Annotated in this window: 21 protein-coding genes; all 21 read right to left on the reverse strand. The window is 64.0% G+C overall.

What is annotated here, in order from left to right; translation table 11 throughout:
• Positions 1–122 precede the first annotated feature (122 nt).
• The 21 genes from ABXS05_RS04085 to ABXS05_RS04185 all read right to left on the reverse strand — a co-directional run bounded on the left by ABXS05_RS04085 (position 123) and on the right by ABXS05_RS04185 (position 19,669).
• Positions 123–422 carry a hypothetical protein gene (locus tag ABXS05_RS04085; RefSeq protein WP_367623010.1) on the reverse strand — a complete coding sequence of 100 codons (300 nt, stop codon included), beginning with the start codon at positions 420–422 and terminating at the stop codon, positions 123–125.
• 10 nt (positions 423–432) lie between these two features.
• Entirely contained in the window at positions 433–681 is a 249-nt protein-coding gene (locus ABXS05_RS04090; protein WP_367623011.1) for a DUF2312 domain-containing protein, read from the reverse strand.
• Between the two features lie 14 nt (positions 682–695).
• Positions 696–1,268 (reverse strand): hypothetical protein, encoded by a 573-nt coding sequence (locus ABXS05_RS04095; protein WP_367623012.1) that lies wholly within the window; start codon positions 1,266–1,268, stop codon positions 696–698.
• Complete coding sequence (locus ABXS05_RS04100; RefSeq protein ID WP_367623013.1) at positions 1,268–1,783, reverse strand: DUF4376 domain-containing protein; 516 nt, start codon at positions 1,781–1,783, stop codon at positions 1,268–1,270. Before ABXS05_RS04100 ends, ABXS05_RS04095 begins: the two co-directional genes overlap by 1 nt.
• 2 nt (positions 1,784–1,785) lie before the next feature.
• Positions 1,786–3,654, reverse strand: coding sequence for a glycine-rich domain-containing protein (locus ABXS05_RS04105; RefSeq protein WP_367623014.1), 1,869 nt, complete (start codon positions 3,652–3,654; stop codon positions 1,786–1,788).
• Positions 3,651–7,241, reverse strand: a complete 3,591-nt coding sequence (locus ABXS05_RS04110) for a host specificity factor TipJ family phage tail protein (protein WP_367623015.1) — start codon at positions 7,239–7,241, stop codon at positions 3,651–3,653. The genes ABXS05_RS04105 and ABXS05_RS04110 overlap by 4 nt, the downstream gene beginning before the upstream one ends.
• Positions 7,238–7,639, reverse strand: a complete 402-nt coding sequence (locus ABXS05_RS04115; RefSeq protein ID WP_367623016.1) for a C40 family peptidase — start codon at positions 7,637–7,639, stop codon at positions 7,238–7,240. Before ABXS05_RS04115 ends, ABXS05_RS04110 begins: the two co-directional genes overlap by 4 nt.
• Complete coding sequence (locus tag ABXS05_RS04120) at positions 7,639–8,139, reverse strand: DUF1833 family protein (protein ID WP_367623017.1); 501 nt, start codon at positions 8,137–8,139, stop codon at positions 7,639–7,641. The genes ABXS05_RS04115 and ABXS05_RS04120 overlap by 1 nt, the downstream gene beginning before the upstream one ends.
• On the reverse strand, positions 8,136–8,498 hold the full coding sequence (locus ABXS05_RS04125) for a hypothetical protein (protein ID WP_367623018.1): 363 nt from the start codon (positions 8,496–8,498) through the stop codon (positions 8,136–8,138). The genes ABXS05_RS04120 and ABXS05_RS04125 overlap by 4 nt, the downstream gene beginning before the upstream one ends.
• The gene (locus ABXS05_RS04130; protein WP_367623019.1) at positions 8,495–12,271 is read right to left on the reverse strand and encodes a phage tail length tape measure family protein; all 3,777 of its coding nucleotides are present in this window, start codon (positions 12,269–12,271) and stop codon (positions 8,495–8,497) included. Before ABXS05_RS04130 ends, ABXS05_RS04125 begins: the two co-directional genes overlap by 4 nt.
• Positions 12,268–12,720: a DUF1799 domain-containing protein gene (locus ABXS05_RS04135; RefSeq protein WP_367623020.1), complete on the reverse strand. Its 453-nt coding sequence runs from the start codon at positions 12,718–12,720 to the stop codon at positions 12,268–12,270. Before ABXS05_RS04135 ends, ABXS05_RS04130 begins: the two co-directional genes overlap by 4 nt.
• Complete coding sequence (locus ABXS05_RS04140) at positions 12,648–13,007, reverse strand: hypothetical protein (protein ID WP_367623021.1); 360 nt, start codon at positions 13,005–13,007, stop codon at positions 12,648–12,650. Before ABXS05_RS04140 ends, ABXS05_RS04135 begins: the two co-directional genes overlap by 73 nt.
• Positions 13,008–13,099: 92 nt before the next feature.
• Positions 13,100–14,047 carry a phage tail tube protein gene (locus ABXS05_RS04145; RefSeq protein WP_367623022.1) on the reverse strand — a complete coding sequence of 316 codons (948 nt, stop codon included), beginning with the start codon at positions 14,045–14,047 and terminating at the stop codon, positions 13,100–13,102.
• A 3-nt stretch (positions 14,048–14,050) separates the two neighbouring features.
• The gene (locus ABXS05_RS04150; RefSeq protein ID WP_156771730.1) at positions 14,051–14,215 is read right to left on the reverse strand and encodes a hypothetical protein; all 165 of its coding nucleotides are present in this window, start codon (positions 14,213–14,215) and stop codon (positions 14,051–14,053) included.
• Complete coding sequence (locus tag ABXS05_RS04155; RefSeq protein ID WP_367623023.1) at positions 14,212–14,637, reverse strand: phage tail terminator protein; 426 nt, start codon at positions 14,635–14,637, stop codon at positions 14,212–14,214. The genes ABXS05_RS04150 and ABXS05_RS04155 overlap by 4 nt, the downstream gene beginning before the upstream one ends.
• A complete protein-coding gene (locus ABXS05_RS04160; RefSeq protein WP_367623024.1) occupies positions 14,634–15,260 on the reverse strand; it encodes a phage virion morphogenesis protein in 627 nt (208 codons plus the stop codon). Before ABXS05_RS04160 ends, ABXS05_RS04155 begins: the two co-directional genes overlap by 4 nt.
• Positions 15,260–15,688 carry a gp436 family protein gene (locus tag ABXS05_RS04165; protein ID WP_367623025.1) on the reverse strand — a complete coding sequence of 143 codons (429 nt, stop codon included), beginning with the start codon at positions 15,686–15,688 and terminating at the stop codon, positions 15,260–15,262. The genes ABXS05_RS04160 and ABXS05_RS04165 overlap by 1 nt, the downstream gene beginning before the upstream one ends.
• Before the next feature lie 137 nt (positions 15,689–15,825).
• Entirely contained in the window at positions 15,826–16,725 is a 900-nt protein-coding gene (locus ABXS05_RS04170; RefSeq protein WP_367623026.1) for a Mu-like prophage major head subunit gpT family protein, read from the reverse strand.
• Positions 16,726–16,781: 56 nt separating this feature from the next.
• A complete protein-coding gene (locus tag ABXS05_RS04175) occupies positions 16,782–17,195 on the reverse strand; it encodes a hypothetical protein (protein WP_367623027.1) in 414 nt (137 codons plus the stop codon).
• On the reverse strand, positions 17,195–18,274 hold the full coding sequence (locus ABXS05_RS04180; RefSeq protein WP_367623028.1) for a phage protease: 1,080 nt from the start codon (positions 18,272–18,274) through the stop codon (positions 17,195–17,197). The genes ABXS05_RS04175 and ABXS05_RS04180 overlap by 1 nt, the downstream gene beginning before the upstream one ends.
• A gap of 216 nt (positions 18,275–18,490) precedes the next feature.
• Positions 18,491–19,669 (reverse strand): HNH endonuclease, encoded by a 1,179-nt coding sequence (locus tag ABXS05_RS04185; RefSeq protein ID WP_367623029.1) that lies wholly within the window; start codon positions 19,667–19,669, stop codon positions 18,491–18,493.
• Positions 19,670–19,795 lie beyond the last annotated feature (126 nt).

Below are 19,795 nucleotides of genomic sequence, written 5' to 3' on the forward strand. Positions count from 1 at the left end.
GAAAATCGCCTACCTCGGCCGCGCTCGTCGTGAGCAAAGCGGCGGGGTGACGGTGAAGCCATTCGATCGTCCTGCGGTCATGACGCCAATCTAGACCCGCAGCCGGCGCAAGCCGGACTCCGTCACTCTTCCGCGCCGAACTCATCCCTCGGCGCTTCGAGGCGATATTCCATCGGCCTCACGGGCCGGGGATCGCTGCAGCGTTTCATGTAGTCTCGCGCAATTTCTTCGGAGACCGGCGAGAGCGCGTAGACGGATGAGCAGCCATAGAACTCGGTGACGTCGCCGCCATTTGCCGGGATATCGATGCGCAGCAGCTTGCCACCGAACATCTCGACCTCTTGGACGAAGCCCACGCGCGTGCGATGGCCCATCAATTCGAGCTTGGCCCAACTGCTGAATGCAGGTGTCGTCTCTGTCACGAAATCCTCCTTAGGCTTCCATACCCAGTGCCTGGAGATACAGCTCCAGAATCGCGTCTTCCTCAGCCCGCTCGGCTGCGGGCTTCTTCCGCAGGCTGATGAGTTTGCGCAGGATGGTCACGTCGAAGCCGTTGGCCTTGGCCTCGCCATAGACCTCGGCGATGTCGTCTGCGATCGCCTTCTTGTCTTCTTCCAGGCGCTCGATCCGCTCGATGACGGATTTGAGCTGGTCGGCCGCCACGCTGGCTGCATCGGTCATTGGCATGCTCCTGATTAGAGGCTGAGGAAAAGGGCGGCGGCGCCTATGACGGCTCCGAACATCAGTTCTGACGGCGCGATGCCGCCAGGATGGCGAAGCCGGTGGCCCAGCTCGTAGACGGCGGTCTGCAGCGGCCCCAGCAAGATCAGCCAGGGCGAGATCGCGAGCAGCGGTAGGAACAGCACGGTGTTGCGGATAGTGAAGCAGGCATAGTCGTTCCGCTCCGCGCCTGATTCAGCATCGACGATCTGCCCCCATGGGATGCGATCGGCATAGCGTTCGAGGATCGCCGCCCACCAGGCTGGCTCGCCGCTGATCGATCGAGGCTCGCGATTCAAGGTAAACCAGCGGCCCCATTCGGGAATGCCCCAAAGCAGGTAGCAGCCGGCAAGCACGAGGGCATGAACCCAGCCGATCAACGGCCAGGCGAGCCCGCAGAGAAGCGGTGCGGCATAGAAGATGGGGCGGCCGGGCAGCTTGCCAATCTCGGCCGAGAGCGCCAGCCAGGCGCCGCCGCCTCGCATGTGGTTGAGGGCGGCGCAGAACGGAACGATGAGGTATTGCAGGACGAGGACAGGAATGAGCATCACGCGCTCTCCATGATCGAGGCGAAAGCGGCATCGACGTCCGCCTGGGTGGTGATGGTGCCGGTCGCAATGGCGAGGGCGATAGTCCCCTCGGCCGCGAAGCACTTCTGCACGTGGTCACCCACCGCGAGCGCCAATTGCTTGAGCGTGTCGGCATCCATGGACACGAAACCGGCCGCCGTCTTGAAGGAAACCGTGGCGTTCTCGCTATTCAGCACATAGTTCCAGGCGCCGGTGATGAGGCTCTGACTGTCACGGTCGGTGGCGATCGGTGCGCCGTTGGGCAGCGTGATGCCGCCGGTCTCGATCGCAAAGCGGCGATCGGCGGCATAGGCGAGCAGCTCCGGGGCCGAGATAGGCACCTGGCTGGGCGCCGTGCAGGCCGAACCGTTCCAGTGGTCGCCGATCGCGCCAGTGGCCTCTACGAGGATGCAGCCTTCAGGCGGTGCCCAGTCCGAGTCTTCTGGTGGCTCGATGACATTGACGACGTAGCCATCCCGAACGAGCAGATGCATGGTCATGCTCCCTTGATTGTGATCCACAACTCGCCCCGGCCGCCGGCTGTCGGCACCCACCCGCCGTAGCGACCGCCGCCGCCGCCTCCGCGCGCCGCCCCCGGCGTCGGCGACGCGCCGGCCGTCCCGCCGGCGCCGCCGAATGTCGAGGTCCCCGCAGTTCCTCCCGTGCTGGTGTTGACGCCGGCGCCGCCGCCGCCGCCCCACACCGAACTGCCGCCCCCATTCTGGAAGTTATTTCCGCCGCCGCCGCCACCGCCGCCGCCCCGTTCGGAGCTTCGGCCCGAAAGGCTGGTCGTTGCTCCTGCGCCGCCGTCGCTGGCATAGCGCCCGGATCCGCCACCAGCACCGCCAGCCGCGCCGGAATTCAGCGCTCCAGAATTGCCGGCGCTGCCGCCCTTGGCGGTCAGGTAGTCTCCAAAGGTCGTGTCGCCGCCGGGGTTTCCCGGATCTCCGCCAGCCCCAATGACAATGGGGACGGATGCCGGCAGATCGCCCAGGCGCATGACAAGGGGATCCGAGCAGCCGCCGCCGCCGCCTCCGCCGCCCCACGTCGAGCTGACGCCGCCTCCGCCTCCGCCGCCGCCCCAACCAACGATGGTTGCTTCTGCGTCCGGGCTTGCACCATTGGCTGTCGGGTTCGTCCAGGTGGCTGACGTCGTGTAAACCGTGCGCGCCACGTTTTGAGCCCCGCCGGTGGTCACGACGATGTAGTTGAAGGTATCGGAGAGGACCAAGAAGCGCTCGCCAGGGCGCAATTGATAGGTCGTTCCGCTGCCATTGGGCCAATAGAACGTACCGGCCCCATTGATGCCCAGCGTCTGGGAAACGCTGGTGTTGTTCCAGACGTAGAAGATCCCGCGCAGGCCGGCCGGTGAAGGCAGCAATGCCGAGATCGAGGATGAGCCAGTGAACTGGAGGAAAGTGCCCCGGTCGCTCGGCTTCAGCGTCGTATTGGCGTTGACGGAAAGGGCGCGTGGCGCACTCCCGCTGTTGGTGTCCATGTCGCCAAAGACGTAAAAATCCCAATCAGAGGCCATGACGACGACGCTCGATTTGCCGCGCATCACGAATTCGCCAGTCGAACTGATCGTACCGTCCGCCGTGTACAGGAAGTTGCCCGCGGCCACCTTCACCCGCAGGTCAGCATCCGTGGCCTTGACTATCGGGAATTCAAGCGGCTGCTTCGCGGTGGCGTTGTCGGGCAGCGTCAATGTCGCCGGCGAGGCGCCCTCAAAGCGGACGATCGTGCCGCTATCGGCTATCGTCAGCGCCTTGTCCGCCGATACCTTCATGATCTTGGGGCCGGAGACCAGCGCCCGGCCATCGGCCCGCTGATAATGGTAGACTCGCCACTTGCCAGCGCGATCGCTAAGGGCAAGCGCGGTATCGCCCGCCTGCGTGACGATATCCGCATTGCCCGGCAACAGGAGATTGGCACTGTTCTTCAGCGTCAGGCTGCCGGCGAACTGGATGAACCTGACCAGGTTTGGCCCGAAGCCAAAGGACGAAATCTGAGTGGTGCCCTGGATGGAGACGCTCGCAGAGGTGATGGCGGTGCTGCCCAGATCGGTCGTCGCCGATGACGCCACGTTGATCGACGGCTCTACACCGCGAAACGCGACCTGGAAGGTGTGCTTGGTCGGGTCGATGTCGCCAAGCTTGATCCACTGTGCGCCGTCGTAGAACCACCACCCCCAGGGATTGGCATCATTCTTGACGAAGAATGTGCCGGCTTCCGCATAGGCCGGTGCCGCCGCCCCGAGATGCGAGTTGAGCAGCGCCTTGATGCTGGCATTGATGGCCTGGGCCATAGCAGTCGGCTGTTTCGGTCCGGCCTCTGGAATTGTGATGCTGTCGGGCTGGCTCATGACGCCTTTCCATATCCTTTGGCGATGTAGTCGATTGTCCGCGCCACGGGATTTCCGGACGCGTTCCTGATGACGACGTCAAAGCCGCTCTCGGCCTTGTTGGAGATGTCGAGATAGTCGCCGGTGGCCATGCCCTGGCCTGTGACGGCGATGCCTTTGAGCACCCGGTACGGCGGCGTGAAATTGACCCTCAGGCCCGACGTGGGCACCGGGACGTCGCGGCCGACCTCATCCCGATCGGGCATGTCGACGCTGATGTGGGCAAGGGACACGGCTGCCGTGATGCCTTCGACTTCCGTGCTGAGGCCCAACGCGAATTGGACGGCACGGAAGGTGTAGTCGCCGATGACGAAAGGCGTCCAAGGCCCCCAATTACCGGCGCTGGGATCATCGCTGGTCGCCCGGTAATAGAAGAGCACCCGCCAGTCGTCGGTGGTGACGCCGAAGAAGTCAGGCGGCCCGAAGAAGTCGGCCGAGCCGAAGAAGTCGCTGTTGAGGTTGACGCCGGCCGCCACCACCTCGCCGGAAACGCGGCTGGTATAGACGGCGCCGAGATCCAAGGTTTGGGGCAGTTCATAGCGGCCCTCGATGCCAGGCGTCGCCACAGCCAGGCGCAGCACGCCATTGTCCTCGACGACGCCGGTCATCGTCCCGGTGAAGGGCGACATGTCGAAGATCTCTTCCACCACGTTCAGCGCAGTGATGGCGGCGCCTTCGGCGACGATCAGAGCCGCGTTGGTGCTGTAGACGCCGTTATAGGTCACCCATTTGATGAGATAGGAGCCCGAGGCATAGGGCACGGTTGCCGACAGACCGTTCGTGCGTTGCACCAGGACGGTGGCCGCTGCCCAGTTGGCATCGACAAGAGCCGGCGAGTAGCGGATCTCCGCATAGGCGACGGGTGACTGCGACGGTGCCCAGGAGAAGGTTGCACTGGTATCCAGGACATTGACGGCAAAGTCGCTGATGTCCGGAGGCGGCTGAGACGCTCCCATGACGTTCTGTGTCAGGCTCGACCACTGCGAAGTGCTGCCATCCCCGAAGATCGCCCGCACCTCGAAAATCCACGTCCCCGAGTCCAGGTTCTGCCAGGTAATCGACCTGCTCGCTCCGTCGGCGGTGGCCGTGAGTGTATTTGCGACGTCCCCGGGTGGCGTACCGATGATCTCGAAGCTGACGGCGGCGTTTCCAGGGTTGGTCTGCCACATGAGGGTGGCAGTCGGCGCATAGTTCTGGCTGGCGTCGGCATAACCTTCAATCAACGACAGATTGAGTGGCTGCAGCGTCGCGGGGTCGGGTGGATCGGTTATCTGGCTGTCAAAAGGCGGGATCTCGCCCTGGTCGGCCTGCAGGATGGCGGGTGCGTCATCCACGAAGTCGATCTCGGCCGTCATGTCATCGCCGGGGCGGATCTCGAAGACGCGCAGTACGACGGTTTCGATGCCGGCCTCGCCGAACATGGCGAGATCGCCGACCGCCGGCATGGCGCCGGTGCCGGAAAGGGTGAGCGTATAAGTCGGCCCGATCGCCGGCGCCACGGTGCGGTAGAGCGAGCCACCATCGGCGGTGCGGAACCGGACCGCATAGTTCTTGCCGGCTTCCAGGAGCATTTCCTCGTCCAGGGTGACAAGGTTCGCCTCGACCGCCTTCACGCGCCCCGCGCTGATGCCGAACATCGGCGCGTCATAGGAGACGCGGACACGGTCGCCCCTGGTGTTGATGAAGCTCTCGATGTCGACATTGAGGGTGTAGGTTTCCGGCCGCAGCTCCAGCTGGGCCAGGTGGTAGCGCCCCATGCGCCAGGCGAGCGTGTGATCGGTAATGCCGACCAGGGGGAACTGCTCGAACAGCGTGGCGTTCGTCTTGTTGTAGCCGTCGCGGAACACCAGGATCTCGTCATCCTGCCAACGCCGACCTTCGTTCTTGAACTGGACCCGCAGGCCATGGGGAAGCCGGCGATAGTCGCGCTTGCCCTGGAAGCCCGAGGAATTTCGCGGCGTGTAATGCTGCGTGATCGGCGCGTCCGGATCGTCCCAGACCACGCTCCAGAGCCCATCCCGAAACACCACGGCTGCACGGCCGGCCGAGGCGATCGATTTGGCGGTCTCATAGACGCTCTTGCCGGACTGGTCGAAGGGCGCGTTGAACTTCCAGCCCTGGGCCACATTGTAGGCGTGCCAGGCCTGGAAGGTCGGCCAGTCGATGCGGGAGTTTGCCAATGGGCGGGCATTGGCGTTGCATTGCAGCACGAACGGCAACAGATCCGCCGGGTTCTGGCTCGGCGTGTCTGGCGTCCAGCTCGCCCCATCCCAGGCCTTCACGCGGCTGGTCACGACGCCATTGAAATTATCGACCACGCCGTTGAGCTGGGCGGTGGCGCGGATCTTCAGGGCAGTCCAGGCGACGGGGAACGGAAACTGTAGCGGTGCGCCTGGTCGGTAGGAGCGAAGAGCGGTCCAGCTCGACGAGGTGTGGACTTTCACGGCGCCATTGTCGTCTGGCGTGAGCCGCTGGATCCGGATGTCATATTGTCCTAGCGGAACGGTCTGGCGGACGGTCTTGCGCACCGGGTCGCTCGTGCGGCCGGAGACGACCAGGTTCGGCAACGCGATCCAGTTCTCGGCATAGGCCTCGGAATACTGGATCTGGACGGCGAAGGAGGCGGCCTGGACCTTGCCCTTGCTGTTGTCCGATCGGTTGAGGCCCGCCGGCGCGACGATGTCGATCGCCCACTCGGTGATGTCCTCCGAGGTGGTGCGGACAATCCAGCCGTCGATCTTCTTCACGTCGATCGAGAAGTTTTGCTGGATCACTTCGCCGGGATAGATCGTCGGCTGGCCATCTCCTGGATAGCCATAACCGTGCTCGATCTCCACGCCCTTGTACCCCGCCAGAGGCGTGTCGGCGATCTTCAGGTCAGTGATATCGAGCGGGCCATAGCCCCAGACATAGAGCAGGCGCAGCACCTGGTCGTTGCCTTCGAACTCGGTATAGGCCGAAGCGCCATATCGAGGGAAAACGCGCATGCGGCCGAGGATGATGGGAACGGGCTCGTATTTGGCGGCGAGGTTCTGGTTGCCGGAGATCGAATAAACCTGGTTGCCCTTCTCATCCTTGAGCGAGACAGGGAACAGCGCGTTGATCAGCAGGCTGGCGCCGATCGTTATGGCGGCCGTGATCAAGCTGGCGCCAAACGTGCCGAAGATCGGAGCAAGGTAGGGAGCGATAAAAGCGGTGATGACCGCCACCACCAGCATCAGCAGCGATTTGAGAAGGTTGCCGCCGCCGGTGGCGCGCGCCCGCAGCACCACGATCTTGCCGGGCTTGACCCGCACCCGGCCGTGCCATTCGGCTGGCACCGGTTCGCCCTCGATCGAGACGTGCCAACTCGCCCGGATCCGGCTCGCCTTCTCGATCGAGGTTTCGACCAGGCGCAGGATCTCCGTCACGCTGCTGCCGGCAGGCAACTGCAAGATATGCCGCTCCTGGCGCAATGGGTTCGGCGCGACGATGACGGTCACGCTGTCCTCGGCGCTGAGGATCTCACCTTCGAGCGGCTGCGCCGGCAGGATGACGGGCAGCGTCATTGCCGATCCTCATGACGGTAGAGGCCTTCCAGGCGAATGAAGTTGCGGCCGGTGCGATAGGGCTCGACCGTCGACGTCTGGTAGAGCGGCATATGAATCATCAGCCCGGCGCCGACCACGATGCCGATATGCCAGGGCCGCTCGCGCAGCAGCACGAGGTCGAACGTGCCGGCCTTCTCCTGGGGGACCGGTGACCAGGGCGTCCGTTCGCCCTTTATCAAGGCGTTGAGGGCCTTTCGATCGGCTGTCGAAGCATAGTCATCGACATAGGAGGGAAGCTCGATCCCGAGCTGCTCGCGATAGATGAGCTGCGCCAGCCCCCAGCAATCGTAGCCGCGCTCGTCCCGGCCCCGATCGCGGAAAGGCAATCCCACATAGCGGTCGAACAGGTTCGCCATCAGAACATTCCAGGGAAATAGGAGGGCGTGAAGCTGCCGGCCGGGAACGGTTCGGAGGCCATGCTGTCGATCGCCAGCGATATCGTGGCGCTGTCGCCGCCATAGCTGGCGCTGACCAGGTCGAAATCCGGAAACACGGCTTCGATATCGTCGGGATACTGCGCCAGGACGATCTCAAGCGTGACCGAGGGCGGCTCGATCGCCGAGCGCAAGAGCGGCACCGCCTCGCGGCCGACTACTGACAAGGTGATGTCGATCGTTGGCGGCGCATCGTCCTGGTCGGCAGGCAAGGTCACCTGGATCGGCACGAAATTGTATTGCGTGCCCCGCGAAACCGTCCCGTAGAGCAAGGGCTCCGTGGAAATGCGTTCGGTCGGGTCGGAAGAAAAGTGGAGCGGCGCGGCGAGGTCAGGATGCGTGATCGTGATCAGCATCGCCGGTACCTCTTCCATGTTCTCCCGATAGAGGGCGGCGCGAAAGCGGGCGGAAATCGTTCTCATGGCAGCACATCGACCTGGAAGGCCGCCGTCCACCATGCCCCGGCGATGTTCTGGTATTGGGGCATGCCATCCTTGGAAAAGCGCACCAGCAAGGGAGCCGCGCCGCCGAGCGGATCAGGGATCTGGAAGGGCAGCGATCCGCCGATCAGGTCGTTGCGGATGAAGTCACGCATGGCCTGAAGCTGGTCGCGGGTGATCGTCATCTGTCCCTTCATGATGTCGACGGCGGCAGTGGTACGCCGGCGGACCTTGCCTGGGCCGGTGTCCGTGTCGGACATCAGCCGGCCGTCGCCCTCGGCGTAGGCAAAGCCCTGGCGATTGAAGAGCTGGGGAAGCGTGGCTGGCCAAGACGGGATCATCGGCGGGTCACCTGGCGCGTGAGACCAAACTGGGCCTGCATGGCGCGGCTCGTGTCGCTGCCAGGCTTCTTGACCTGGTCGGCCGTCTTCTTGCCGATATAGACGTCGAGCTGGCGCCGGCCCTTGGCGTCGGTGCTGGACTTCTGCTCGATCTCGACGCCGGCCTGGTTGTAGAGGTTCATCGTGACGCCAGGCTGCTGCCCGCTCCCGCCGTTGTCGTTCATGTGCCGCCAAGCGCCGGCGCTGGCCGGACTGCCCGAGGCGACCGCTCCGCCATCCGCGAAAGCCGGCATCCGGTTCGTATTGATCGCCTGCAGGAGCGGCAGGTTGCGGCGGGTCGCGGCAGCGTTGACGATGAATTCGCCATTGCTGACGCGGGCCAGGATGGAGTCGGACCGGCTCGTGCCAGGCCCCGAGATCTTGCCGGTGCCGATCGGCTCGGACGTGCCATCGGCGTGCGAGCCGATCCCCATGCCGCTAAACAGGCTGCTGAGGAGCGATTGCAGCGCGCCCACCAGGCCGCCGCCGCCCTGACCGATTGCTGACCCGGCCTGGTTGGCATTGGTCGCCACCATGGCAAGCGGGGAAGGCAGGCCGCTCATGCCGGAAATCACATTGCTCAGGCTGGGCGTTGCACTTTGTGCGGCTGTGCCCAACTGGCTGAGGCTGCTCTGCAGTTGCTGGAGGCCAGGCAACTGGCCCTGGCCGCTACCCATGCCGATAGAAGTCGCATCCGGGAACAAGGCGCGCTGTGCGGGCGTCAGGCCATTGGCCCAAGAGCCCCCGCCCATCCCAACGCGGCGCCCGCCCAGGTCGAAATGCATGAGGTCGGCAGCGCCGTACTTGCCTTTGCCGCCGGAGAAATATCCGCCCCAGCGGAACTGATCCGACAGCTCCGGATAGCGCTCCATTTGCACCTGGCGAGCGACCTGGGCGAACGACTCGTATTGCCGAAAGGCCGCGCCATTCTGATAGTTCGGCAGGGCCCTTCCAGTCGCCGGATCGATGATGCTGACGTCCGTGGCCAGGCCCTGGCCATGAAATCGCGGATCTCCTGGCCGAAGTCCGGAGATAGCCTGGACCTGCAAGCCGGAGCGTTCGGCGGCCGTGCGCAGAATGTCGGTGAGCTGGGCGTTCACGCCGCTACGGTAGTTGCCGACCGTCGAGAACGTCCCGCCGCCCGGCGTGAGGCCAGCGAGCGCGGCCACAGCACTGCCGACCGGTGGCAAGGACGAAGATGTAATGGGTGCGGTCGGACCAAGGCCCTTGAGCGGCGCGAGCCCCGCCCCTGCGACATTGGAGTTGGCGGCGGCGTTGGGAAGGGCACCGCCCAGAAGGCGGGTGATGTCGCCTCCGAAGCCGCCGTTGACGTTGACGATGCCGGCCGTGATGTCCGCCGTCGACAAGCCCACTTGTTTGCCGAAGATGCCGCCCAGGAAGTCACCGAACAGGCCGCCCCCCATCTGGCCGTTCTTGCCGAGAAGGCTGTCCACGATGTTGTTCGTGGCGTTGCTGATGAGTTGGTCACCGATCTTGCCAGCAGCATTGGCCAGGGCGTCGGCCGCTGACGTTCCGTGCATCAGGTCGGAGAACAGGCCGCCCAAGACGTTGCGGCTCGTGTCGCGAACCTGGTCGAGGGAGGCGATGACCTGGTTCTGCTTTTGAGTGAGATCGTGGGAGGCCTGCGCCACCTTGCCGGCCGACGTCGCATAGGCGTCGATCGCCGCGCGGAGGCCGTCCGTGATCGGGACGCCGGCGGCGTTGTAGCGGTTGATCATCTCCTGCGCCGCCGCCAGCTTGGCAGCTTCGCCCGCACTCTTTCCGAAGGCATCCTGCTGGAGTTTCAGGGCGGCCACCTGCTCTTGCAGGCTCCGGTTCGCGTCGCGCAACGGGCCGCCGATCGCCGTCTGCTGGGCGGTGTTGATCTCCGCCGTTCGGGCATTTTGGATGTTGGCGAGCGTGTCGGGGCTGGCGCCCTGGTTTTCCCTCAGGAGATCCTGATATTTCTGATCGATCGACGCGAGCTGGCGCTGATAGTCGGATAGGCCGGCCAGGGCCGCATTGTCGTTGGCTGCTTTCAGCTTATCGAGGGAATCGCGATTGGCTTGCGCCATCACGGCGGCAGCCGCTGCCTCTGCCCGGCGCTGCTGTTCCGCAACCGAGACGCTCTGGCCGGCCAGCGCCAGGCGCTCGCGCTGGGATGCAATGTTGGCCTTCTCGGCAACAGTGCGCGCATTGATGGCGGCCACGGTGAGCTGCTCGCTGGCGCGGGCTTTTTCGTCCGCCGACATGTAGCTCTGCAGAGCGCCGGTGACCGCATCAATGGCCTGCCGCGTCTGCTCGGCCGACACGCCCATGCGCCCCATGATATCGGGCGAAGCTGCCGCGTTGCCCATGCTCGTGAGCATGTCCCGAAGCGTCTGGAGCTTCTGAATGTCCGGCTGCACGGTCCGGACATAGTCGCCCGCCTGGGAGGCCGCCGCCTTGTCCTCGGCCGTTTTCCTGTTCGCGGCGGCGGTGGCCCTGGCCTGGTCGACCAGCGTCTGAAGGCGGTTGACCTCCACCAGAGCGTCCTGGACCTGCTTTTGCAAGCCGCTATCGAGTTGCCCCAAAATGCCGGCAAGCGGACTGTTCGGATCGGTCCCCTGGCGTGAATCCGAAAGCTGCTTCTCCAGCTCGATGTACTTCATCTGAGCGTCGCCGAGCTGCTCTTCCAGAGTGCCGCCGGTGACGGTGCGGTTGACCTTGTTTCCAAGATCGTCCCAGGCGTTGCCGAGATTTGTGACGATACGCGCCCAGATGCCGGTCTGCTCGGCCGCCTGCTGGACGCCGTCCCTAATTCCTTCGAGCAGGGCCCTCTGAGCGCCTGCAACGTCGCCCATGGCCTGCAGCGAGCGAACTGCCTGCTTCGTCTTGTCGTCGAGCGGGCCGAGCGCTTTCTCAAGATCCTCGGCGCCCTTCGTGGGATCGGCAAAGGCCTGCGCCAGGCGCTGACCGGCCGCTTCGAGATCTCCCCCCATCAGCGAAGCCAGTCCCGGCGCGAGACCGGTTATGCTGCTGATCACGCCGCCGGAGATCCTGCCGGTTCCGGCGAGCCCGGCCGCAATATCCCGCGCGGAGCTGCGCGAGAAACCTGGGATCGTCGCCTGATCGGCGATTGAGTTTATCTGGCTGAGCGTGGCGCCTGAACCGCGTCCGACGCCGCGAGAGATCAGGTCATTGATCTGCTTCTGCTGGCCGGCGAAGGTGGTGCCGGCAAGAACGAGCGCTGCAGTCAATCCGCCCAATCCCGCGACTGCCAACACGGTGGGGCTCACCAGGCCGGCGACCGTCGACCCCAGAGATTTCAGCACCTGGAGAGGGCTGGCCGTCCCCATGGTGAAGGCCTGAGCGATCTCGGACCCTTGCTGGACCAGGACCTGCACCGGCGAAGCGCCGGCGGACAATGAGCTGAGCGTGTTCTGGGCAGCGCTGCCGAACATCATCATCTGAAGTCGGCTGACGCCGGCGGCCTCCCCCTGGCTGGTGGGCACCGGACGATTGTTGTTTGCCGGCGTTGGACGGACCGGAGGTTGGGGAGTAGTCGGGGACGCGGCGGGCGTCGGCGCCGGCGAGGTCGCGGCGTTCTGCGCCGCTTTGCCGACATTGTTGACGCTCTGCTCGGCCTTCTTGGCGGAAGCGTCGATCCTCTCCATGGCGGCGTCGCCGGCGGCGCCGAGGCTGACCAGTTCCTTCGCGTCTACCGCGACCTTGACGCCGAGCTGCAAAGTCATGTCATCGCCTCGTTCAAGATCGGCACTGCCGCCGCTTCCATCTCCTGCAGATCCGCGAACAGCGTCGCTGGATCCGCTTCCTCTGGCGCCAGGTGTCGCAACACGATGTCGGCGGCCTGGTAGTCGAGCCCCAGGTGGAAGAGACCGCGTGGGACAACGACGACGCGAAACTGTGTGGCGAGGCGCTGGAAGAGCTGGAACACCTGCCAGTTCACATCCCAGATCTCGATCGAGCCATCAGGCACCGGCCGGTCTGGCAAGCCGACGACGTCGCCCAGGGCCTTGAATTGCTCGATCGTTTCGGCGTCCAGCTTGCCCGCCTGGCGCGGATCGGCTCGGCCGGTCCATCGATAGGCGAGCGCCTCGGCCGCCTCCTTCAGTTTCCCAGGCGGGCCGCCTGGCCGGAGATCGCGGCGGTGTAGGCGTCCAAGATGCCTTGGCGGACCCACGGATAGAGCAGCGCGTCGGTCAGGGCCTCCCTGGAGAAGGCAACGGCGTTCTTGTCGCTGTCGACGACATCGCCCCAGTCGAGGGCGACTTCGTTGATGAAACCGATCGCCTGATCCACGGCGGGCAGTTCTGCGAGGATGGTGTTGACCTCATCGCCCCTATCCTTGGGCAGGGCCTTGAACCGCATCTTGAAGGTCTCCTCGCGGATCGCACCGGCCTTCTCCGGATCCGGTTGGCGAACTTTCACCGGCCACCAAAAGGTGTGCTCCTTCGTCACCACGAACATGGAATCCTCCATCATTGAAGCGCCTTCGACGCCCCTTCAAAGTTGTCTCGAGAGAAAGTTTCGAGGGCGGCCGGCGCCGCTCCTCGAGGAGATCAGCGAACCGTGATCACCAGCTCATCGTCAGCGACGTCCGGCGTCAGGGTGAGTGGCAGCGAATAGGTCAGCACGCCCTGGCTGTTGCCCTGTGTTGGGGAGCCGATCTGTACCTTGGGCGCCTCGAACTCGACGATGTTGCCGGCAACGGTGCCGTGCTGGACGTGAAGCGGCCCCTTGATGTTGTTCTTGGCGATATCGAACCAATCCTTGGTGGCCAGCGATCGGGCTTCGAGCACTGCCGTGCCCGAGATCTTGCGGTCCGTGATCTCGACGCTCTCTGCGCCGATCAGGAAGCGTCCCTCCACCTGGCCGCCGAAATCGAGCGCCAGGCTCTCTGCAGGCACCGCCGCTGCGGTGGTACCATGCAGCGAGAAGATCGGCGTGTTCAGCTTGGAGGGAACAACGGGGCTCTGCCATTTCCCGAGGTCGATCACCGGGCGCGCCAGGTCCGACACCGGACCCAACAGCCCCGTCATGGTGAATTTGAACTTCGGGATCTTCTTGTTCGTCACATCCACGGTGAAGGTGCCGCGGGCGCCTAGCATGATGTGGTTGACGCCATCCATGTTGGCATAGAGGCAGACGCTTTCCGGCTGATCGGTGACCGGCTGATATTTGACGGAGGTGGTGGCGACGACGGTTTCCGTCATCGAGCAGGCGCGCAGCAGCACACCATAGGCCGGGATGTCTCCGGCAGCGCCGGCGCCGGCGATCTCAACCTCGAATTCCAGCTTCGTGCTGACGCCCGCAAGCACGAAGCCCTGGTCGCCGAAGAACGGGAGGATCACGTCACGCGAGACCTTCTCGCCATCGAGAGGCGTCGCCGTGACATTGGAGATCATCAGGGCGTTGAGCGCGCCGGTCGGGGTTGGATCGGTACCGTAAACCGCCTCCAGCTTAGCGAGGACGGCGAGCTTACGGTAAAAGCGGGTGTTCGTTACCATGGATCAGCCTTTCTTGCCGGCCTTGGAGGCGACGGTTTCGGGATCGGTGGAAGGTTCGGACACAGGCGGCGCGGGCTCGGCCGGCGCCGGCGCATCTGTCTGAGGCTCGGCGCGGGTGACGACGCCGGTTTTCGGGTCCTCGTAATAGCGGCCGCCGGTGCGGTTCATGGCTTGCTCTCCAGATAGTACGGGGCGGAAAAGGTCAGTTCCCACCAGACGTAGCCATTGCGGGCGCGCACGAGCTGGCCGCCGATATACTCGGCCGTGTCGGCCGCACTGGGGGGCTGGGTCCCGGCGATCGCGCCGATCGTCGTCAGCTTGATCGCCTCGATGTCGGCCATGGCGGCGCCGCCGGCGTTGTCGGAAACGTTCTGCATGACGATGACGACGCCGATATCAGCCTCGACACGCTGCAGCAGCCCGGTGATGCGCCTGTTCTCTCCGCCGGCCTCCTCCTTGATGAAGACATAGCCGGCGGGTGTTGCTGCCGGCGCGTCCTGAAGAGACGCCAGTTCGGCGATACCCTCGACCAAGGAGAAAACCGGCGGATCCAGGGCCAGGAGCTGCGCGATGAACTCATCAACGATCATGGCGTGCCCTCAAAGCCGGCTTTGCCTTTGAGGAAGTCCGTGATGGTGCCGAGAATCTCCAGCTCATCATCCTTGTCGACGCCAAGATAGGGCCTGGCCGGAATGTGGATGGTGTGCTCGGGCACCGTGAAATCGCGGGTGTGCTTGGACTTGGCGCGGGTGCTGGCCTTGGCGAAACGGAGCTTCGAGCCGACGCGCTTCCCGTCCTTCGTCCTGCCGGCGCCCTCCTTGGCATAGATGAAGGTGGCGCTGCCTTCGCGCTCCGGCTTCACGATATCGCCGCCCAGCTGGTGGATGCCAGCATAGACCACGTTGGTGCCGACAACGACCTGGTCGGTTCCAGCCTCGAAGGTGAGCGAGGAATAGAGCCGGCCGCTGTCGCGAAGGAGCTGCGCCGGCGTGCGACGCTTGGGCATGCGTTTCAAGGTGGACGCGGCGAACGGAGCCCACTTCGCGCGGCCCGGGCCGGCCTGGGCCTCGAAGCGCATTTGGGTCGAGGTCAGCACGGCCTGGCCGATCGCGTCCATCAGCGGCGACAGATCGCGGCCAGTATCGGCGGCGGCCTTTAGCCCGTCGCGAACCGGTTTGCTGTCGACATCGATCGTGATGCTGGTGCCCGCCATCAGATGAATCCCTTGAGGTTCTGGCGAGTCATGTCGGGTCGGCTGGCCTGGACACGGGCGCCGGAAGCATTGGCGGGCGACGGTTTGCCATCCGCCTCAAGCGCCACCTTGCCGTTCGCCACGTCCTGCAGCCAGGCACGCGCGTCGCGATAGGCTGTCGCGATCGGCCCATCCTTGTTCACTGCCTCGCCCCAGAGATTGTAGCGGGCAATGTCCGCGCAGATCTTCACGAGGATATCGGGCACGGCCGAGAGCGGCAGGGCATAGCGGCTGGCGAGATATCCGTTGATCAACGCGGTGGCGTCGTGCAGCGCCTGGTCGACAACGACAGGATCGATGGTGGTGGGCGGCTTGCGGCGATCCGAACGCTGCATGATCTCGGTAGCGCCGAACCGGTCGACCAGGTCCTGTTGTGTGGCGTAGCTCATGGCGCATCCGAGGAAAGAAAGGTGGGGCGGCATCGAAGCCGCCCCGAGTGTGCGCCGGGTCCTGGGAGGAGCGGCCGGCGCTTGAACTGCTCGTGTCCTGCGAGCAGCAGAGGGCGCTGAAAATCAGCGCTCAGGCATCAGGCGGCGGCGAGCCAAGGCGTGGTGAACGGCTCGGCGGTGCCCTTCCACACATTGGTCGAGCCGGCGGCGTCGTTCTCCGCGAGCAAGATCTTGCGCGCCACGCCTTCAAGCGAGGACGGCACCACAAGGAGGTTCGGCTGCAGGCCAAGTGGCCGGCCATTGTCCCCCCTGCGATCCAGCATCAAGGCGCGCGCCTCGGCGTAGGTTTCCGGGGTCAGCTCCTGTTTGGAGCCCGTGGCAAGCTGCCAGAAGCCGTAGCCGGCGACGGCGCGTCCGTCGACGCCATAGCGGAACTGGCCGGCCGTGAAGACGTGTTCGTCCGTCTCGGCATCCATCCGAACCAGGTTGAAAGCCTTGCGGGTCTGCCAGATCAGGGGTTTCACGGCTCGCGTCGTGTCCAGGAGGAACCACGGCGTACCGTTGCCGCCCAGATCGTTCGATGCGGTCGTCTTCTTGCCGTTCTTGTCCAACACGGGATGGTCTTCGGAGAAGAAGGGCTTGCCGTCGTAGCACTTGCCCGCCCAACCATTGGTCAGCAACGGCCAGACCTGCTCGTCGGGGAAGACCGCCGAGAGACGCCCCATTTCGGTAACGATGGTGCCGAACATGCCGAGGTTGTCATCTTCGATGTCCTCGCGCTTCACGCCGACCGTCGACTCGAACGATTTGTTGCGGAGCTGATAGCTGTTCGTTTCGAGGTTTTTGACGAGGCGATCGCCCAGCCATTCCCGGATGCCCGGCAGATCGGCCATCCAGCCATATTCGTTGACGCGCGTCGTTGACGGAACGACCTGCGCCACGCGGTTGTATTGGGGCGTGACGCCCGAGAAGCCACTCTGAAACGCCGTCGAAAAGCCGGTGTACAGAGTGGAGAGAACGGTGCGGGTGATGATCACGGGGAAGGCCTTGAATTGAGGATCGGGGGCCGGCGCCGGCGGGCGCCAGGCGCGAGTTAGTCGAAGCGGATCCAAGCCCCGCTTTCGTCGACATCGAAGACGAGGCCGGCCATCGAGCCGTCCGCTCCCTGGCTTTTGCCAACGGTTGCGTCATCCTTGGCGTAAGCCAGGCCATTGATGTCTGCCCTGGTCAGGGCGTCATCCGCTTTGTTGGCGTAGAGGAACACGCCGGCCTCAACGGTGATCTTCAGTTCGCCGTTGACGGTGGAGGCCGTCGCGTCGACGGTTTCTGCGGCCCGGCCCAGGCAGCGGTAGTTGATCGCCTGGGCTCCACCCGTGCCGACAGGAGCCGCGAAGCCACCAGCATTGATGACCATGGCGCCCTTGAAGATCTTGACGCCGGCGAAGACTCCCATGGAGCGGGTTTTCGCCGGCCGCTCGGGGGTGTTGAGTTCGGAGGTAAGCGGCATCAGAGGGCCTCCTGCTTGGCTGCCTGGGCGGCCTTCGTCTTCTTGAAGGCCTCGGGATCGATGCCCATCATCGCGACCACCGAAGCCTCATCGGCGGTCAGCTCGCCGGGGCGGGCGTCGCTGGGAGGCACCGCAGTGGTGCCGCTCGATTGCAGAGCCGGCAGAGCACCGATCTCCTTCTCGACACGAGCAGGATCCTTCACGTGCTCTGCGATGTAGTGATCACGCAGCGGCTTCACGCTGATCTTGCCGGCCTTGATGGCGCCATCCACGAAGGCAACGGCCCTGTCGTTGGAAATGGTCTGCTGGAGAGCGACTAGGGCATTGCCCTTGTTGGTAAGCTCGGTCTGCAGAGCTGTGATCTGGGCGGCGACATCGCTCTTGCCGGCGGCCTGCAGAGATTGGATCGCCGTCAGGATCTGGTCACCGGTCGCTTGCTCGGTGAGGCCCACCGCCTTGGCGATCGGCGTCAGCGCCTGCGAAACATGCTGCAGCGCCGTGGTCGAGGTGCTGACCTTCAGCGCGTTGACGCCAGCGGCCACGGCGGCTGCGTCGGCAGTCGCGGGCAGGCCAAGGGCCTCCCGGATCTGCACCAGGGTCGGATCCATTGTTTGCTCCTGATGAAGCGCGGTCAGCCCGCGCAGATTGGGACGATTGACCAGGCTGGCCCGCACCACGCCGCCGACGACGTTGTTCTGGTCATGCACGATGACGGGTGAGATGTGCCGATAGGCCTTGTCGGCGAGCAGCGCTTTGCCCGAGCCGGTCCATTCGACCTTGCCCCATACGCCGTCGCCACGTTGTTCGAGCGCAACGATCCAGCCGCGCGCCGGCGATGGTTCGCCCTTCGGGGCCGCAAGGTCGGTCGCGTGGTTTTCGTCGATCGGCAGCCGGGCATCGCCCTGCATGCTGACCTCGATCAGTTTGGCGATATCCGCGACGCGATACGGCCCGCGACCGTCGAAGGTCTGCATTTGGCCAGCAGGCAGGAGATGGATCCACTCGGGCACAGTGTCGCCGGCCGGCAATGGCATGGCGGAGCAAAGGGCAATCGTGGAGGTGGCGGCGGTCTTGGACATGACCGCACCATGGCTGAGCGCAAAACCCTTGGGAGTTCCCCAGGCCTGGGTAGAAAGCGGGAAATATGCTGGAAATCGCGCGAGGTGTGGGTCGTGGTGGGCGCTTGCCCCGCAGGATCGTTTTCAAAGGCTTTTCAAAGCCCGTAAAAGCCCCTCGACCGCTCCGACGCTACACTGACGCGGCCCTGCCCGTCCAGAGGCCTCCTGGCGCCTCTCCTAGATACGTCGAGGTGGTAGGGAGGAAGGATTGATTCTCATATCCTCCAGCCGCACCCGCACTGGCTCCTGAAATCCCGGCTCAGATATATAACGAATAGTATCGAGTAGCTCCACAGGCCCCGCGAACACCTGGCGACCGGGAACCACGTAGTAGATAATCCCCCGCCTGTATGTGTCATATTCGGCGCTCTGCCAGAGTGCGGGGTCATCCGAGATCACGAAGGTCATTCCTCGCCCACTCGGTCCGGTCACGTTCATACTGAAATTATCCCGCTGCGCCAATAACAGCAGTGTCCAGGCACCTGGCAGCGCAATTGCCGCTCCGGGGCCCTTGTCCGGGTCGCTTGCTAGGTAGTTCAGTCCTTTGATCAGGGGGGCGGCATTGCCGCTGCTGGGTTTGAACCACAGAGCTTGCCGCAGTGAATTCGCATAGGACGATGCGCAAAATCGGTCGCCAAAAAGGTTCGCTCCGATCCCAAGGGCGAGCTTCGCTATGAAACGATCTGAGAAGCTAAGATTGGTTTGGAGCCTGTGATGATGGTGGACATCCTCGGGTCGCTGTCGAATCCAGGATATTTCTTGAGCTTCGATGTCGGTCGCCTCGTTGATCGCCTTCAGCGGCTCCATGTCTTCAGCGGGAAATCCGCTGATTTCGGTCAGGCAGAATGTGCGTGCCCGCACGAAATGCTTGTTGAATGATCGAACCCCAGTTATCGCCCAATATGGATGATTGGCCGTGAGCACCAGGTAGGCTCGTCCATCTTCCAGCCGCTTACGGCGAATGAAATCCCCGCCAGCGTAGCCGTACCACTTGTCGTCATCCTCTGGATGAACGTCGTAGATGTGCTCACCGCTGGGGCCAATCCAACGTTCGCAGACATATCCAGGCTGATTTGGGAATTGCTGATCGAAGCCCATATAGCCAAGTGGCAACGGTCCCGGGGTCGTCGTGTCAGCGAACGACATAGCGGCTTGACGGCTCTCATGGGATAGAACCCAGCTCTTGAGGAAAACACCATCAACCCATTGGCCACAAAGACTGTTGCAGGCCCGACAGACATTTTCTGATATGAATAACGCTGGGCTGTTGTTGGTGGCGCCGAGTGCCTGAGGCCAAATATGCTCCACTGTCATTTGGGGGTCGTTGCGATTCCCATGGCAGTAAATGCAAGCCACTGATGCACTACTCCTCTAGATGTCCTTAGAACCAATCTCGGTCCGCATATCTAATTGCACCAGCAATGGGATTGCAGCATAATTAACGCCGTGGCCGCCGCGACAACCGGGAAATCGCCGGTCCGG

The sequence above is a fragment of the Labrys neptuniae genome, assembly GCF_040797145.1.
GTDB lineage: Bacteria > Pseudomonadota > Alphaproteobacteria > Rhizobiales > Labraceae > Labrys > Labrys neptuniae.

What these genes read in the sequence shown, in the direction of transcription:
- ABXS05_RS04090 (WP_367623011.1), bottom strand. Translation starts at nt 681, where the DNA reads ATGACCGATGCAGCCAGCGTGGCGGCCGACCAGCTCAAATCCGTCATC.
- ABXS05_RS04095 (WP_367623012.1), bottom strand. Translation starts at nt 1,268, where the DNA reads ATGCTCATTCCTGTCCTCGTCCTGCAATACCTCATCGTTCCGTTCTGC.
- ABXS05_RS04100 (WP_367623013.1), bottom strand. Translation starts at nt 1,783, where the DNA reads ATGCATCTGCTCGTTCGGGATGGCTACGTCGTCAATGTCATCGAGCCA.
- ABXS05_RS04105 (WP_367623014.1), bottom strand. Translation starts at nt 3,654, where the DNA reads ATGAGCCAGCCCGACAGCATCACAATTCCAGAGGCCGGACCGAAACAG.
- ABXS05_RS04110 (WP_367623015.1), bottom strand. Translation starts at nt 7,241, where the DNA reads ATGACGCTGCCCGTCATCCTGCCGGCGCAGCCGCTCGAAGGTGAGATC.
- ABXS05_RS04115 (WP_367623016.1), bottom strand. Translation starts at nt 7,639, where the DNA reads ATGGCGAACCTGTTCGACCGCTATGTGGGATTGCCTTTCCGCGATCGG.
- ABXS05_RS04120 (WP_367623017.1), bottom strand. Translation starts at nt 8,139, where the DNA reads ATGAGAACGATTTCCGCCCGCTTTCGCGCCGCCCTCTATCGGGAGAAC.
- ABXS05_RS04125 (WP_367623018.1), bottom strand. Translation starts at nt 8,498, where the DNA reads ATGATCCCGTCTTGGCCAGCCACGCTTCCCCAGCTCTTCAATCGCCAG.
- ABXS05_RS04130 (WP_367623019.1), bottom strand. Translation starts at nt 12,271, where the DNA reads ATGACTTTGCAGCTCGGCGTCAAGGTCGCGGTAGACGCGAAGGAACTG.
- ABXS05_RS04140 (WP_367623021.1), bottom strand. Translation starts at nt 13,007, where the DNA reads ATGTTCGTGGTGACGAAGGAGCACACCTTTTGGTGGCCGGTGAAAGTT.
- ABXS05_RS04145 (WP_367623022.1), bottom strand. Translation starts at nt 14,047, where the DNA reads ATGGTAACGAACACCCGCTTTTACCGTAAGCTCGCCGTCCTCGCTAAG.
- ABXS05_RS04150 (WP_156771730.1), bottom strand. Translation starts at nt 14,215, where the DNA reads ATGAACCGCACCGGCGGCCGCTATTACGAGGACCCGAAAACCGGCGTC.
- ABXS05_RS04155 (WP_367623023.1), bottom strand. Translation starts at nt 14,637, where the DNA reads ATGATCGTTGATGAGTTCATCGCGCAGCTCCTGGCCCTGGATCCGCCG.
- ABXS05_RS04160 (WP_367623024.1), bottom strand. Translation starts at nt 15,260, where the DNA reads ATGGCGGGCACCAGCATCACGATCGATGTCGACAGCAAACCGGTTCGC.
- ABXS05_RS04165 (WP_367623025.1), bottom strand. Translation starts at nt 15,688, where the DNA reads ATGAGCTACGCCACACAACAGGACCTGGTCGACCGGTTCGGCGCTACC.
- ABXS05_RS04175 (WP_367623027.1), bottom strand. Translation starts at nt 17,195, where the DNA reads ATGCCGCTTACCTCCGAACTCAACACCCCCGAGCGGCCGGCGAAAACC.
- ABXS05_RS04180 (WP_367623028.1), bottom strand. Translation starts at nt 18,274, where the DNA reads ATGTCCAAGACCGCCGCCACCTCCACGATTGCCCTTTGCTCCGCCATG.